The organism is Bordetella sp. BOR01 (assembly GCF_019218885.1).
Taxonomy (GTDB): domain Bacteria; phylum Pseudomonadota; class Gammaproteobacteria; order Burkholderiales; family Burkholderiaceae_B; genus Bordetella_A.
In genome coordinates this window covers 127,233-140,788 of the sequence record NZ_JAHUWT010000006.1, presented here as the reverse complement: position 1 = coordinate 140,788, position 13,556 = coordinate 127,233, and the positions used below count along the sequence as shown (strand labels likewise).

Below are 13,556 nucleotides of genomic sequence, written 5' to 3'. Positions count from 1 at the left end.
AATTGGCAGGGTGTCTGGGCAGGCGGCTACTTACAATGGCCGCAACATCAATTAAGGAGACACCCCATGCCAAGCCCGGCGAACGCGGACGCCGAGGGTCCGGTTGACCCCATCGACTGCCACGCGCACATTTTCGATCCCGTGCGCTATCCCTTCCATGCCAGTGGCACGTACGATCTGCACCCCGCCGAGATCGGTGATGCGGTGCAGTACCGGGCGGTGCTGGATGCGAATGGAGTTGGCCGCGCGGTGCTGATCAACCCGCTGGGAGGGTATGGGCTGGACAACCGCTACATGATGGAGGCCATTGCTCATTCCCAGGGCCGTTTCCGGGGGATAGCCGTGGTGCCTACCGATATTGCCGAGGCCGATGCCCGGGCCTTGTATGCGCAAGGCATACAAGGCATCCGCTTCAGCCTGCATCATCCGTCGGGTCCGAGCCTGGGTGATGGCAATGGTCAACGCATACTTCAGCTTGCGCACGACGCCGGCTGGAAGGTCTTGATTCACTATACGGGGGATCTTCTCGTGGCGGCGATGCCATTGCTGCGCGAATCAAGGGCGACCCTGGTCATCGATCACTGCGGCCGGCCATCGGTGCCTGACGGTTTGAAAGCCCAGGGCTTTAGCGCCTTGCTCGAACTGGGGCGCCAGCGTCGCCACTACATCAAACTGTCCGGTGTGTTTCGATTTTCGCAGCAACCGTGGCCCCACGAAGACGTTGAACCCTATGTGAAAGCGCTCGTGGAGGCGTTCGGTATCGACCACTGCATCTGGGGGTCGGACTGGCCGTTCACCCGCATGGACCGCCGGGTGGATTACGGCCCCTTGTATGCCTTGATGTGGCGCTGGTTTCCAGATCGCAGAGACCGCGACCTTGTGCTGTGCGGCAACCCCGCCAGGCTTTTCTTCGCCGATTCTCTTGCCACCCAGGAGGCGCCATGAAAAGCCCGCGTACCGGAATGCGCAACCTGCGGTTGGTCTTGGTGGCCCTGGGGATGAGCGGGCTGCCCGCCGGCATGGCGTTGGCATCGGCATCGGCCACGCATGATTATCCAAACCGCCCGATACGGATCATCGTCCCGTACGCGGCGGGCGGGGCCGACCAGCAGATTCGGCCCTTGATGCCCGATTTGCAGAAGGCCCTGGGCCAGCCCCTGGTTATCGAGAACGTCGGAGGCGCCGGTGGCGTCATAGGCAGCAACATGGTCAAGAGCAGCGCGCCGGATGGCTATACGCTGCTGTATACGGCCACTGCCGTGCTGACCATTGCGCCCAAGCTCAACCCGGCGCCCTACAAGATCGATGACTTCGTGCCGGTTTGCAATGTCATCGATATCCCGTTTCTGGTGGCGGCGCGCAAGGGGCTGCCATTTCAGGATGCCGCTGGAATGAAAGCGTACGCCCTCGAGCACGCAAACGCACCGTTGGCCTTCGGGTCGGCGGGCCTTGGCACCGCCACGCACCTTGCCGGCGAGGCCATGGCAGATGCAATGGGAGCGCCCCTGTTGCATGTGCCGTTTCAAGGCATGGCGCCCGCGGTCACGCTGTTGCTCGGTGGCGGCATCGACATGGTTGTCGGGGCGCCCGGCGTGATCATGCCGCAGATCCGCGGAGACAAGATCGTGCCGATCGCCACCACGGGCGCACGGCGCTTCGAGGCCTCGCCCGATATCCCGGCCTTGCAAGAGTCGGGTATCGACATCGATGCAGGCACCAAGTACGGTTTTTTCGCACCCGCGGGCACGGACCCGGCGATCGTGGAAAAGCTCTCTCGCGCAATCGGCGAGGCCGCGCAGTCGGCTGGCTATCGAACCACCATGCGCAATGCCTATAACGGCGTCCGGTACCTGGACTCCAACGCTTATGCCGCCGAGCTGAAGGACGAAGATGCGTATTACACGGCGCTTCTGAAGCGACTGGGGCTGGGAGGGAAACCATGATCGATGTCTCAACCCGTGTCCAGTTGGAAGCGCTGAATGCCGAGTTCGCCTGGCTGATCGACCGGGGCGATTCAAGCCTGGTCGCCGAGCTGTTCACCGAGGATGGCGTGTACGAACGTTCGACCGGCCAAGCCAGCCGCGGCCGGGCGGAATTAAGGCTGGCTTATGCCGGCCGTGCAGCAGCGGGGCCACGGACCAGTCGCCACATTTATACGAACTTCCGCTTCGAGGCAATGGACGAGCGCCGCGTGCGCGGCTCATGCATTCTGACCCTGTTCGCCGAGAACGGCGAACCGCCGCTGCCGGCCGAGCCGTTGTTGGTGGCCGACTATGATGATGAGTACCTGCTCGACAAAGATGGGCAGTGGCGCTTCTTGTCGCGCCGCGTGACCTGGATTTTCCGTAACCCCAAGCGCCAGGACGGCGGCGGCCTGCCGCTGGGCGGCCAGCTTGCACAATGACCGGCCATTCTTCGCCGCCCGGCCGGGCGCGGCGAATTCAACCAGCGGGTAATTGCTCAATCGATATTGCCGGGCAACATCCGTATTCCGGTCCGCTTGGCGAACTCGTCATAACTGATGGGTGCTCCAGCCCTTGCACTACCGTTATTCGCCTGCCAATGCACCCATGACCGCCTGGTCGTCGCGTCATAAACGACCTTGTAGATATAGTCCGGCACCGCAACCCCGAATCCAATGGTCTGCGGCTGATTGCCGTATACAGGCCCGGTAAGCACATACACATCGCCTGCAGCCCGCAGCACGTACTTCCGCGTGTCTTGCTCGATCCGGCTCCATGGCCCGGCGTTTTGAGCCTGGTCCTGCGGCACCATATTCGCCAGGGAAAAGCTCTGCGCCATGGCTTCCCGGGTCGACATATCCGCCGCCGGGGCCATGTGCCCGCGAGAAAACCCCGAACCCTGGTAATCGTCCAGTTCGGCCCGTTCGGCACGAGGCACGCGCGCCTCGGCGTAGAACTTGTCTGTTCGTTGCAGCCCCTGGGCCTGGATCAGCATTTTGCGGTTCAGGCGCTCGGCGACGAAAACGGGTGTCTTCGTCTGGCCATCGTGCAGAACGGCGAAGGCGGAAAAGCACATTTCCCGCCGTTGCTGTCCGGCGGGAACGGCGGGTGGCTGCCCGCCCGGAAAGAACTGGGGGCATGCCGCGAACTTCGTCTGGATTGTTGGCCCGGTTGGCACGGCTACCGGGGCGGCATGTTCCTGGGACGGCCATGGCAGGCGCGCCAGGACGTCTTCTACCGACACGGGAATCCGCCATTGCGGATTCAGCATGTAGGTGGCGGCGCCGAAACTGGCCAGGGATGAAACGACGAATGCTCGCAAGAATCGCGTAAAGCCGTTGGCCGATCGGGTACGGCCTCTGGCTGTTGATTTTCTTTTCCTGGAAACGGGTTTCTTCGCGCGCGTCATGCTACCTGTGGGCTGCTAACCGGTTGCCGTCGGGCAACCAATAGGGCTACGCATTGTAGATGAGGGACAAATTCGCCTCTTGCGCGCCCTGTTGCTTCGGTATTTGCCATCCCACATGGCGGCAATCGAAGTCTCCACATGGTCAACTTGCCGGTCATGCGCCACGATGTTGACACATCGAAAGCCCGTTCCAGGTGAATCGAGAGGAGACAATCAATGAATAGAAGACATGTACTGCGCTTCGTGGGTGCGGGCGCGCTGGCGGTGCCCGCCTGGCGAGTGCTTGCGCAGGGCGGTTCATCCTATCCAGACAAGCCGCTGCGCCTGGTGGTGCCTTTTCCCGCCGGCGGAGCCGCCGACAACCTGGCCCGCCCGCTGGCCGAGCAATTGTCGGCCAAGCTGGGGCAGCCGGTCATCGTCGAGAACCGGCCCGGCGCCAATACGATGATAGGTGCCGAGAACGTGGCCAGGGCGCCCGCCGACGGCTATTCGCTGCTGCTTGCCAACGAGGCGGGCCTGTCGCTGGCCCCCGCCATCGCGCCTATTACCAAGGTGACCATGCCTTACGATGCGGGGCGGGATTTCACGCCCATTTCGGTGCTGGGCCAGTACGGCTCGGTGCTCAGCGTCGCGCCCAGCCTTCCCGTGAAGACCCTGCGCGAATTCATCGCCTATGCCAAGGCCAACCCTGGCAAGGTGAACTACGCGTCGTTCGGCGTAGGCAGCCAGCCCCACATGATGATGGAGATTCTTAGCCGGCAGGCCGGGATCCAGACTACGCATATTCCCTACAAGGGCGTTGCGCCGGCCTTGGTCGACCTGGTTGCCGGCCACGTGCAAGCCATGATCTCGGCCCCGTCGGCGCCGCTGCCCTATATCAAGGATGGCCGGCTGCGCGCGCTGGCGTATTCCGGCGACGCGCGCAGCCCCGACCTGCCTGATGTGCCCACGTTCGCCGAAGCGGACATGCCCGATTTCGATGCGCGCGGCTGGTTCGGCGTGGTCATGAAGGCGGGTACGTCGGACGCCATTCAGGCGCAGCTGCGCCGGGATATCTGGGACATCGTCCAGTCGCCGGAATACCGGTCGCGCGCGATCGAACCGAGCGGCTACGAGGTGCCGTCGGTCGACCCGTCCGCGTTCCCCCGGTTTCTGACCGACGACATGGCACTGTGGAAAGCGCGCGTGAATGCGCTGCAGGACCGCCTGACATGAGCCGGCGCAGACGCTTGAGGGGCGGCGTTTCGCTGCGGCCGTCGTTACGCTGACGGCGCCGCCGTGCCGGTGGCGCCGGCCAGTTCTGCAATACGCCACCGCAACCAGCGGAACAGGGGTTCGCGGTGGGTGCGCTCGTGCCAGTACAGCCCCAGGCTGATGGTGCCTATCGGCAGCGGCGGCGCGAACATTTCCAGGCCGTGGCGTTCGCAGGCGTAGCGGGCGAAACGCTGCGGCACCACGGCCACCAGCTCGGTCGCCTCGATCAGGCTGGGCAGCATCAGGAAGCTGCGTTCCGACATCGCCAGCCGACGGCGCAGCCCCGCGGCGGCCAGTTCCTTGTCCAGTACTTCGTCGAAGTAGCTCGGCCGGCTGGGCACCACCCGAATATGCCCCAACGCGGCGAAGCCGGCGGGGTCGAGTTGTGCGCGTGCCGCTGCGGTGCCGGCGCGGGTAAGGACTGCGGGTTCGTCGCACCAGATCTCGCGATAGTGCAGGCGGCCCGTGGACACGACTTGCGGGCCCAGTCCAAGGTCGACGTCGGCCCGTTCCAGCTTCTCGTGGATACGGATTCGATCGGCGTGGTGTGTGTCGATGGACAAGCCGGGCGCTTCGCGCTGCAGCGCTTGCATGATCCGGGGCAGGACCAGCAGCCGCACGACGTCGGCGGCCGCGAAGGATACCGCGCCGCTGAAGCGGGAAGGGTCGAACGCGGGCTCTGCCGGCCGCAGCAATTCGCGCATTTCTTCCAGTAGACGTTCGGCGCGCGCGGCGATCTCGATCGCCTTGGGCGTGGGCACCATGCCCGACGAGGACTTCACCAGGATGGGGTCCTGGAATGTGTCGCGCAGCCGCGCGAGGATGGCGCTGGCGGCGGGCTGGGACAGGTCGAGCGCCGCGCCGGCACGTGTGACATTGCTTTCGCGTACCAGTACGGCAAAGCAATGCAGCGACCAGGCATCAAGCCGCGGAATATCCATGACAGCACATCCTCGCAATTCAAGTACCGATATGGGCAGCTTCGCGCGAAACCCCGATCATCTTGTTACCGCAGCAAGACCGCTCGGAATTCGAAGGAGACATTGGTGCCCCATTCAGACCAGGCAACGACACTGCCGGAAGATTTTCAGTATTTGAAGACCCGGCTGGACCAGGGCATTCTTGCCATCACGCTGAATCGCCCGCAGAAGCGCAATGCCATGAGCGTAGAGCTGACCTGGGAAATGGTGCGGCTGCTTGAAGCGGTGGCGGAAGACGACCGCGTCAGGGTCGTGATTATATCAGGCGAGGGTGACGGCTTTTGCGCCGGCATGGACATCAAGGACTTCTTCGATGCCAGCCAGCGTGGCGAAGCGGAACTGCGCGCCGCGCGCGAGGCAGCCAATCATTGGCGAGTGCGCCTGCTGCGCAATCTGCCGCAACCCACGATCGCGGTGGTGCACGGCTTCTGCTTCGGCGGCGCCTTCGGCATTATCGAGGCGTGCGACATTGTGCTGGCGGCCGACGACACCAAGTTCGCGCTGTCCGAAATCAACTTCGGCCACTTTCCCGCGGGGCCGGTTGCCAAGGCCATCTCGCGCACCATGACTGCGCGATCGGCCAGCTACTACGCGCTGTCGGGCCGAACCTTCGACGGCCCCGAAGCCGAGCGCACGGGCATCATTACCTGCGCGGTGCCCGCGGCACGATTGCACGACGAGGCCAACCAGCTGGCGCGCGAACTGGCCGGCAAGGATCCCGTGGCACTGCGATTCACCAAAGAAAGCCTGCGGCATGTCGAGAGCATGACGTGGGACGCCGCCCTGGACTACAACGCGGCCAAGTTCGCCGAGCTGAAGATGCTGCAGCACGGGCCCGGTTCGCGTGCCGAATCGGTGGCAAGTTTCCTGCAAGGCAAGACCCGTCCCGGGTTGGGCACGCACCGGGGCGGCGATGACGCGTGAGGCGGCAGCGGCCTTGCCGGCACGCTATGTTGGCGGCGATGCGCTGGCCCTGCAATGGCTGGACGGTGTCCTGGCCATAGGCCTGAACAGGCCGGCCAAGCGCAACGCCATCGGCGTGGAAACCACGCTGGCGCTGGCCGCCACGCTGCGCGCTGCGGTGGCCGATAACGCACTGCGTGCCATTGTGTTCCACGGTGTCGGACAACATTTCTGCGCCGGTATGGACATGAAGGATTTCTTCGACCACTCCGATCGAAGCGCGGATGAACTGCGCCGGGCACGTGCAGCCACTGACGAATGGCGCGCGCGGCTATTGCGCCGGGTGGCCTGCCCGGTCATTTCGGCAGTGCGGGGCTATTGCCTGGGCGGGGCCCTGCCCATTCTGGAATGTTCCGACGTCGTGCTGGCCGCGCCCGATGCCGTCTTCGGCATGCCCGAGATCAATTTCGGTTTCGTGCCTGGCGGGCCCATCGCCAAGTCGCTGCGCGGCGCGTTGCCGGTACGGGCGGCCAGCTATGCGGCCTTGACGGGCAAGCCGTTCGATGCGCGGCAAGCCTGGCGCTGGGGGCTGGTCAGCCAGTTGGTGGATGGCGATGTGGTCGCCGAGGCGCTGGCCCTGGCCGCGGCCATTGCGCGCGACGCCGATACCTTATCTTCTTGCAGGGACGAACCGTAGTGAACAACGCGAAGAATATTGGCGCGCTGCTGCGCCGCAATGCCGCTCTGTACGCGCATCGAACGGCGCTGGAATGCGACGGTGCCACGGCATCGCATGCCGAATTGCTGCGCGCCGCTGCGCAGGCGGGCAACGCCATGGCGCGGCTTGGTGCCGCACCCGGCGAGCGGGTCGCGGTGCTGGCGCGCAACTCCATCGAGATGCTGCAGGCCCTGTGCGCCTGCGAACTGTTCGGGTTCATAGCCGTGCCCCTGAACCATAGGCTGGCCGATGCCGAACTGGCCGGTATCGTCGCCGATTGTGCGCCACGTGTGCTCGTTGCCGACAGCGAATTTGCCAGGTCGGCCCGCGTCATCCGGCAGGCTGCCGGCGAGACGGCGCTGCTGCTGATCGGCGCCGCGCCCAATCGCGGAGAGCAGGCATTCGAGGCGGCGGTCGCAGAGGCCCCGGCACAGGTTCCCGCGGTGGGGCCGGGTGCGCAAGACCCGGCCTACATCATCTACACCAGCGGATCTACCGGCAAGCCCAAGGGCGTGGTCCTGAGCCACGGCGCGCTCGTCGAGGCCGGGCGCCTGCTGGCCGCGCCCGCGGGTGTGCGGCCCGACAGTGCCCAGATCGTGATCATGCCCTTGTTCCATGTCGGTGCTACCGCCCAGCGCATGGGGTACGTGGTGCATGGCGGAAAACTGGTGCTGCACCGCCGCTTCGATGCCGCGCAGGTAGTGCGCGAGCTGGCATCGGGCAAGATTACCGACATTCATTTTGCGCCCACCATGTTGCGTTCCATCCTGGACGCGATGGAAGGGCAAGACTTGGACTTCAGTGCAGTGGAATCGGCCAAGTATGCCTCTTCGCCCATTCCCGACGACACCCAGAGCCGGGCAATGGACGCCTTCGGCGGCCGTTTGCTGCAGTACTACGCGCTTACCGAGGCTTGCGGCATCGCGTCGGTATTGCACAAGTACATCCATGCCGATGCCCAGGCCGGCATAGGCAAAGAGCGGCTGCGCTCGGCGGGCCAGGCCCATCTGGGATGCGACATCGAGATACGGCGCGCCGATGGCAGCGCCTGCAGCCAGGATGAGGCAGGCGAGATATGGCTGCGTTCGCCGGCCTTGATGAGCGGTTACTGGAACAATCCGGCACTGACCGGCCAGGCCTTGGTCGACGGCTGGCTGCGTACGGGCGACATCGGCCGCCTGGACGCCGAGAACTTCCTTTACATCATGGACCGCATGAAGGACATGATCGTGTCCGGCGGCGAGAACATCTACAGCTCGGAAGTCGAGCGAGCGCTGGAGCGCCATCCGGCGGTGCTCGAGGCCGCGGTCATCGGCATTCCCGATGCGCAGTGGGGCGAGGCCGTGCATGCCTGCGTGGTGCTGCGTCCGGACGCCGCGCCAGTGTCGGGGCAGGCGCTGATCGATCATTGCCGTTCGCTGATTGCCAGCTACAAGAAACCACGGTCGATCCAGTTCCTGGACGCGCTGCCGCGCCTGCAGCACGTGCAGAAGATAGACAAAGGCGCTTTGCGCAAGCCCTTTTGGGGCAAGCGGCAGCGCGCCGTCAATTGATTGCTTACCCAGGAGACCCATCTTGACTACCCATCCAAGCGACCTCGGTTTGCCGCAGGCCGACAAGATCGCCAGCGAGGCGCTGGCGGCCGCTCGCCGGCATGGCTTTGCCCCGCTGGCTGTGGCGGTGCTGGACGCCCGTGCCTGCCTGAAGGTGTTCCGTGCCGATGACGGCACCAGCATGCTGCGCGGCGACATCGCCATCGCCAAGGCCCGCGGGGCGTTGGGCATGGGCGTGGGCGGGCGCGACCTGGCTCGCCGCGCCGCAGCCAACCCGGCGTTTTTCCAGAGCCTGGGCACCGTGTCGCAGGGGGGCATGGTGCCGGTGCGCGGCAGTGTCCTGGTCCGGGATGCGCGGGGCGCGCTATTGGGCGCGGTTGGAATCAGCGGCGATTCTGCCGAGAACGACGAGGTCTGCGCAATTGCCGGCATCGAAGCGGCCGGCCTGGCAGCCGATGCGGGAGCTTGAGCATGAACTGGGATTCAACGATCGCCGAAGACCAAACCGAAGAGCAACGACTCTACCGCCAGAGCCTGCACCGGGTGATGAGCAAGCTGGCCACGCCCGAATACCTGGCACGCATCGATCGCGATGCGCAGTACCCCTACGAGATCTATGACGCCTGGATCGAGCTTGGCCTGTTCCGCATCGGCTTTCCCGAGGAATATGGCGGCCTGGGCGGCGGCCTGCGCGACCTGGTGCTGATTTCCCAAGACCTGGCTTACTGGAGCTATGACGTCTACACCGCCTACAGCGTGCCGTTGTATACGGCGATGACGCTGTTGAAGATCGGCTCCGAGGCGCAGAAGCAGGAATTCCTGCCTGCGCTGATGGACGGCCGGCTACGCCTGTCCACCAGCATCAGCGAGCCGTCGGCGGGTTCCGACGTCAGCGCGATCAAGACCTTCGCGCGCCGGGCCGAGGGTGGGTGGGTGCTCAACGGCCAGAAGCTCTGGAACACGGCGGCGGGGTCGCGCGGCAATGTGCTGCAGGTACTGGCGCGCACCAACGGCGATGTCGCGCCGCGCAAGGGGATGTCCATGTTCCTGGTGCCCAACGATACCCAGGGCGTGGAATGCCGCAAGCTCGACATGCTGGGCAGGCGTGCCACCGGCACCTACGAAGTCTTTTTCACCGATGTGTTCGTGCCCGATGAAAACCTGGTGGGCCCGCTGGACGCGGGATGGGCAGGCTTGCTTGCCTGCCTGCAGACCGAACGCCTGCTGACTTCTGCCGGGTATGTGGGATCGGCGCAGAAGGTGATGGACCTGGCCCTGGACTACGCCAGGCAGCGCGAGCAGTTCGGCCGCCCGATCGGGGATTTTCAGGTCATTGCCCATATGCTGGCCGACATGCAGACCGAGGTCGACGCTGCCCGCTTGCTGGTTGACCGTGCCACCGCCACCATCACGCGCGGGGCCGATGCCACGAAGGACGTCTCGATGGCCAAGCTCTACGGGTCGGAAACCTATGCCGCCGTGGCGCGCCGGGGCATGCAGATCATGGGGGCCTATGGGTACAGCATGGAATTCGAGATGCAGCGCCATTTCCGCGATTCCTGCAGCACCACCGTGGGCGCGGGCAGCTCTCAGATGCAGCGTAATGCCATTGCCGCCACTCTGGGGTTGAAGCCTCGTTGAGGCGTCGTCCACATGCCACTGCTGCAAACGCGAAGGACCACATTGTGAAACTTGGATCATTCCGAATCGCCGGTCGCGACACCTATGGCGCGATAAGCGGCGATGCCGTCATAGACCTGGGCGCCCGCCTGGGCCCGCGCTATGCCACGCTGCGCAAGCTGCTTGCCGAGCCCGATGGCCTGGCCATTGCCCGGGAGCATGTCCAGGCCGGCCGCGTCGACGCGAGCCTGGCCGAAGTCGCGTATTTGCCGGTGGTCCCCGATGCCGAGAAAATCTTCTGCATCGGCGTGAACTATGCGGACCATCTGGAAGAGACCCGCATCGCGCGCGCCGCGCATCCAACCGTGTTCCTGCGCTACGCGGCGTCCCAGGTCGGCCATGATCAAGCCATGCTGATGCCGCGTGAATCGGCTCAGCTCGACTATGAGTGCGAAGTGGCGGTGGTCATCGGCAAGGCCGGCCGGCGCATTGCCGTGGCCGAGGCATGGTCCCATGTGGCCGGCTATGCCTGCTACAACGACGGTTCGGTGCGCGACTGGCAGATGCATACGTCGCAGTGGGGGCCCGGCAAGAATTTCCTGGCCACCGGCGGCTTTGGCCCCTGGATGACCACCGCCGACGAACTCGATCCGCGCCGCGAACCGCTGCAGTTGACGACCCGGCTGAATGGCGAGGTCATGCAGCACTCGGATACGAGCCTGATGATCTTTGGTATTGGCGAGCTTATTGCGTACTGCTCGACCATGCTGCCCCTGGCGCCAGGGGATGTCATCGTGACCGGCACGCCGGGTGGCGTCGGCATGGCGCGCAAGCCGCCACGGTACCTGGCAGTGGGCGATACGGTCGAAGTCGAGGTCAGTGGCGTGGGTATCCTGCGCAACCGGGTGCAGGCCGATCAGGCATTTCCGGTGTAGAAGGAAATGTGGGGGGCCGGCTCCTTGCCAGGGGGCTAGTCTTGAAGGACTTTTGCGGCCGTCGTTGCGTTTTCGGTCCGGGTGAATCGTTGCAGGGCGCGATCCTGGTCGATACCCAGGCGTTCAAGCCGCTGCGCCAGTTTGTTCGCGTTGTCGGCAATCGTTTTTTCGTCGGGTAGCGTGCCCCGTCCGGCCACAATTACCCGATTGCCCTCGCGCAGGTTGAAGAACTGTCCGAACACCGCCGCATAAGTGGCCGATTCCCGCTCATACAGTTCGCTGTTGGTGAACGTATTCGCCACCACAATTCCGCCGGGCGCCAGTATTGCCTTCACATGCTGCAGGAATTCCAGCGTCATCAGGTGCTCGGGAATGTAGTCCACATCAAAGGCATCCAGCATCACCATGTCGTACTGCCGGCCTTCGCGATGCGCCCGCTCGATGTACGCGCGCCCATCCTCGACGAACAATCGCTGCCGCGGTCCCGGTCGGTAGCCAAAGTACTTTTCTGCCACTTTGCCTACGGCCGGGTCGATCTCCACCGTATCGATCACGGCATCCGGCAGCAGCTTCGCCAAGGTCTTCTGCAAGGTCGCGCCGCCCAGGCCGACGATCAGCACAGTCTTGGGATCAGGCTTTACATACAGCGAGCTGATCATCATGCGGGTGTAGCTGAAGACCAGGTTGTCGGGTTTGGCGATATCCAGGCAGGTCTGCCGGCCTAGGTCGACCATGGTGTTGAAGTTCATGCAGCGTTCGCCGTTTTCTTCAAAGACCAGGACCTTGCCGAACTGCGAGGGTTCGCTGTGCAGCAGTTGGGGGGCGGCCTGGGCACCGGGCGGCAGGAACAGGGTGGCGCATCCCAAGATCAGGGGCGAGACCAGGTGGATGCGAAGGCAAGGCATGGGAATGTGCGTCGAGTGAGGACAGCACATCATATCCCTGAAAATCGCCGTCCCTTAAACCACTTTTTTCTGTTTCAGGGCCTGGATGTCTTGCTGGCCGTATCCCAGCAGTTGCCCCAGCACATAATCGGTACTGTCGCCGACCTCGGGCGGGGGCAGTTCGTATTTCACCGGCGTGCCGCACAGCCGCAGCGGGCTGGCAATAGTGGATACGACACCGCCGCCGGCCTTGGGCATGTCCACGCGCAGGCCGCGGTATTGCACCTGCGGATCCTGGAATACTTGCTCGTAGTCGTTGATGCGCCCGCAGGGTACGTCCGCGGCTTCCAGGCGGATGATCCAGTCATCGGCGCCGCGGGTCAGCATGGCGCGGGCCAGTTCGGGCACCAGTTCGTTGCGGCCGACAATGCGGCCCTTGACTCTGGTCCAGCGTGGGTCGGCCGCGATGTCGGGCCGTTCGATGGCTTCGCAGTAGCGTTGCCACTGCACGTCGTTGCCCACGGCCACGACGATTTCGCCGTCGGCCACGGTGAACACTTGATAGGGCACCAGGCTGGCATGTGCGTTGCCATAGCGATGCGGAATTTTGCCGTTGGCGAAGTAGCCGGTGACCTGGTTGCCGCCCAGGGCCACGATGCAGTCCAGCAAGGCCATGTCGATGTATTGCCCCTGGCCGGATTCGCCGCGGTGGTTCAACGCCGCCAGGATGGCGATGGTGGCATACATGCCGGTGATGACGTCGGCGATGGCGATGCCGGTTTTCTGGGGCCCCCCGCCAGGCAGGCTGTCGTTCTCGCCGGTAATGCTCATCAGGCCGCCGATGGCCTGGAAGACGAAGTCGTAGCCGGGCTTGTGGGCGCTGGGGCCGCTTTGCCCGTAGCCGGTAATAGAGCAGTACACCAGGCCCGGATTGATTTCACGCAGGCTGTCGTAGTCCAGGCCGTAGCGTTTCAGGTCGCCGATCTTGTAGTTTTCCACCACTACATCGCTGCGGGCGGCCAGTTCGCGTACCAGGTGCTGGCCGTCGGGGCTGGCGATGTCGATGGTGACCGACTTCTTGCCGCGGTTGGCGGCGGCGTAGTAGGTGGAGTCGGCCGCGTCATGGCCTGCCGCATCTTTGGTCCAGGGCGGCCCCCAGGCGCGGGTGTCGTCGCCGCTGCCGGGGCGCTCGACCTTGATGACCTCGGCGCCCAGGTCGGCCAGGTTCTGGGTGCACCAGGGCCCGGCCAGGATGCGGGACAAGTCCAGCACCCTGATGTGCGACAGGGCGCCGGGCGTGGCGAGGGCGGTTGCTGCGTCCGGCATGTTGCGGGTTT

14 protein-coding genes are annotated in these 13,556 nt (G+C 64.5%); 10 read left to right on the top strand and 4 right to left on the bottom strand.

Going from position 1 to position 13,556, the window contains the following annotated elements:
- The first annotated feature begins 66 nt into the window (after positions 1-66).
- Genes KW845_RS28030 through KW845_RS28020 form a run of 3 tightly spaced genes read left to right on the top strand, consistent with a single transcriptional unit; the run spans position 67 to position 2,404 of the window.
- Positions 67-945, top strand: coding sequence for an amidohydrolase (locus KW845_RS28030; RefSeq protein ID WP_218372693.1), 879 nt, complete (start codon positions 67-69; stop codon positions 943-945).
- Positions 942-1,943, top strand: a complete 1,002-nt coding sequence (locus KW845_RS28025; protein ID WP_218372692.1) for a tripartite tricarboxylate transporter substrate binding protein — start codon at positions 942-944, stop codon at positions 1,941-1,943. The genes KW845_RS28030 and KW845_RS28025 overlap by 4 nt, the downstream gene beginning before the upstream one ends.
- On the top strand, positions 1,940-2,404 hold the full coding sequence (locus KW845_RS28020; RefSeq protein ID WP_218372691.1) for a nuclear transport factor 2 family protein: 465 nt from the start codon (positions 1,940-1,942) through the stop codon (positions 2,402-2,404). Before KW845_RS28025 ends, KW845_RS28020 begins: the two co-directional genes overlap by 4 nt.
- Positions 2,405-2,460: 56 nt before the next feature.
- On the opposite strand, the gene KW845_RS28015 is transcribed toward KW845_RS28020, so the two are convergent.
- Positions 2,461-3,372 carry a DNA/RNA non-specific endonuclease gene (locus KW845_RS28015; RefSeq protein ID WP_218372690.1) on the bottom strand — a complete coding sequence of 304 codons (912 nt, stop codon included), beginning with the start codon at positions 3,370-3,372 and terminating at the stop codon, positions 2,461-2,463.
- A gap of 216 nt (positions 3,373-3,588) precedes the next feature.
- Between KW845_RS28015 and KW845_RS28010 the strand changes: the two genes are divergently transcribed.
- The gene (locus KW845_RS28010; protein WP_218372689.1) at positions 3,589-4,587 is read left to right on the top strand and encodes a tripartite tricarboxylate transporter substrate binding protein; all 999 of its coding nucleotides are present in this window, start codon (positions 3,589-3,591) and stop codon (positions 4,585-4,587) included.
- A gap of 44 nt (positions 4,588-4,631) precedes the next feature.
- Here KW845_RS28010 and KW845_RS28005 read toward each other — a convergent pair whose 3' ends face one another.
- Positions 4,632-5,567, bottom strand: a complete 936-nt coding sequence (locus KW845_RS28005; protein WP_218372688.1) for a LysR family transcriptional regulator — start codon at positions 5,565-5,567, stop codon at positions 4,632-4,634.
- A 105-nt stretch (positions 5,568-5,672) separates the two neighbouring features.
- Here KW845_RS28005 and KW845_RS28000 point away from each other — a divergent pair, with 105 nt between their 5' ends.
- Genes KW845_RS28000 through KW845_RS27975 form a run of 6 tightly spaced genes read left to right on the top strand, consistent with a single transcriptional unit; the run spans position 5,673 to position 11,335 of the window.
- The gene (locus tag KW845_RS28000; RefSeq protein WP_218372687.1) at positions 5,673-6,530 is read left to right on the top strand and encodes an enoyl-CoA hydratase-related protein; all 858 of its coding nucleotides are present in this window, start codon (positions 5,673-5,675) and stop codon (positions 6,528-6,530) included.
- The gene (locus KW845_RS27995) at positions 6,520-7,206 is read left to right on the top strand and encodes an enoyl-CoA hydratase/isomerase family protein (protein WP_218372686.1); all 687 of its coding nucleotides are present in this window, start codon (positions 6,520-6,522) and stop codon (positions 7,204-7,206) included. Before KW845_RS28000 ends, KW845_RS27995 begins: the two co-directional genes overlap by 11 nt.
- Positions 7,206-8,780 carry an AMP-binding protein gene (locus tag KW845_RS27990; protein ID WP_218372685.1) on the top strand — a complete coding sequence of 525 codons (1,575 nt, stop codon included), beginning with the start codon at positions 7,206-7,208 and terminating at the stop codon, positions 8,778-8,780. The genes KW845_RS27995 and KW845_RS27990 overlap by 1 nt, the downstream gene beginning before the upstream one ends.
- 22 nt (positions 8,781-8,802) lie before the next feature.
- On the top strand, positions 8,803-9,249 hold the full coding sequence (locus KW845_RS27985) for a heme-binding protein (protein WP_218372684.1): 447 nt from the start codon (positions 8,803-8,805) through the stop codon (positions 9,247-9,249).
- Between the two features lie 2 nt (positions 9,250-9,251).
- Positions 9,252-10,421 carry an acyl-CoA dehydrogenase family protein gene (locus KW845_RS27980; protein ID WP_218372683.1) on the top strand — a complete coding sequence of 390 codons (1,170 nt, stop codon included), beginning with the start codon at positions 9,252-9,254 and terminating at the stop codon, positions 10,419-10,421.
- Positions 10,422-10,465: 44 nt separating this feature from the next.
- A complete protein-coding gene (locus KW845_RS27975) occupies positions 10,466-11,335 on the top strand; it encodes a fumarylacetoacetate hydrolase family protein (RefSeq protein ID WP_218372682.1) in 870 nt (289 codons plus the stop codon).
- 35 nt (positions 11,336-11,370) lie between these two features.
- Here the strand turns inward: KW845_RS27975 and KW845_RS27970 are convergent, their stop codons facing one another.
- Positions 11,371-12,240, bottom strand: coding sequence for a spermidine synthase (locus KW845_RS27970; RefSeq protein WP_255593007.1), 870 nt, complete (start codon positions 12,238-12,240; stop codon positions 11,371-11,373).
- A gap of 54 nt (positions 12,241-12,294) precedes the next feature.
- Complete coding sequence (locus KW845_RS27965; RefSeq protein WP_218372681.1) at positions 12,295-13,545, bottom strand: CaiB/BaiF CoA-transferase family protein; 1,251 nt, start codon at positions 13,543-13,545, stop codon at positions 12,295-12,297.
- Positions 13,546-13,556: the final 11 nt, after the last annotated feature.

Coding starts and splice junctions, on each gene's coding strand:
- KW845_RS28030 (WP_218372693.1), top strand. CDS start 67: ATGCCAAGCCCGGCGAACGCGGACGCCGAGGGTCCGGTTGACCCCATC.
- KW845_RS28025 (WP_218372692.1), top strand. CDS start 942: ATGAAAAGCCCGCGTACCGGAATGCGCAACCTGCGGTTGGTCTTGGTG.
- KW845_RS28020 (WP_218372691.1), top strand. CDS start 1,940: ATGATCGATGTCTCAACCCGTGTCCAGTTGGAAGCGCTGAATGCCGAG.
- KW845_RS28015 (WP_218372690.1), bottom strand. CDS start 3,372: ATGACGCGCGCGAAGAAACCCGTTTCCAGGAAAAGAAAATCAACAGCC.
- KW845_RS28010 (WP_218372689.1), top strand. CDS start 3,589: ATGAATAGAAGACATGTACTGCGCTTCGTGGGTGCGGGCGCGCTGGCG.
- KW845_RS28005 (WP_218372688.1), bottom strand. CDS start 5,567: ATGGATATTCCGCGGCTTGATGCCTGGTCGCTGCATTGCTTTGCCGTA.
- KW845_RS27995 (WP_218372686.1), top strand. CDS start 6,520: ATGACGCGTGAGGCGGCAGCGGCCTTGCCGGCACGCTATGTTGGCGGC.
- KW845_RS27980 (WP_218372683.1), top strand. CDS start 9,252: ATGAACTGGGATTCAACGATCGCCGAAGACCAAACCGAAGAGCAACGA.
- KW845_RS27970 (WP_255593007.1), bottom strand. CDS start 12,240: ATGCCTTGCCTTCGCATCCACCTGGTCTCGCCCCTGATCTTGGGATGC.
- KW845_RS27965 (WP_218372681.1), bottom strand. CDS start 13,545: ATGCCGGACGCAGCAACCGCCCTCGCCACGCCCGGCGCCCTGTCGCAC.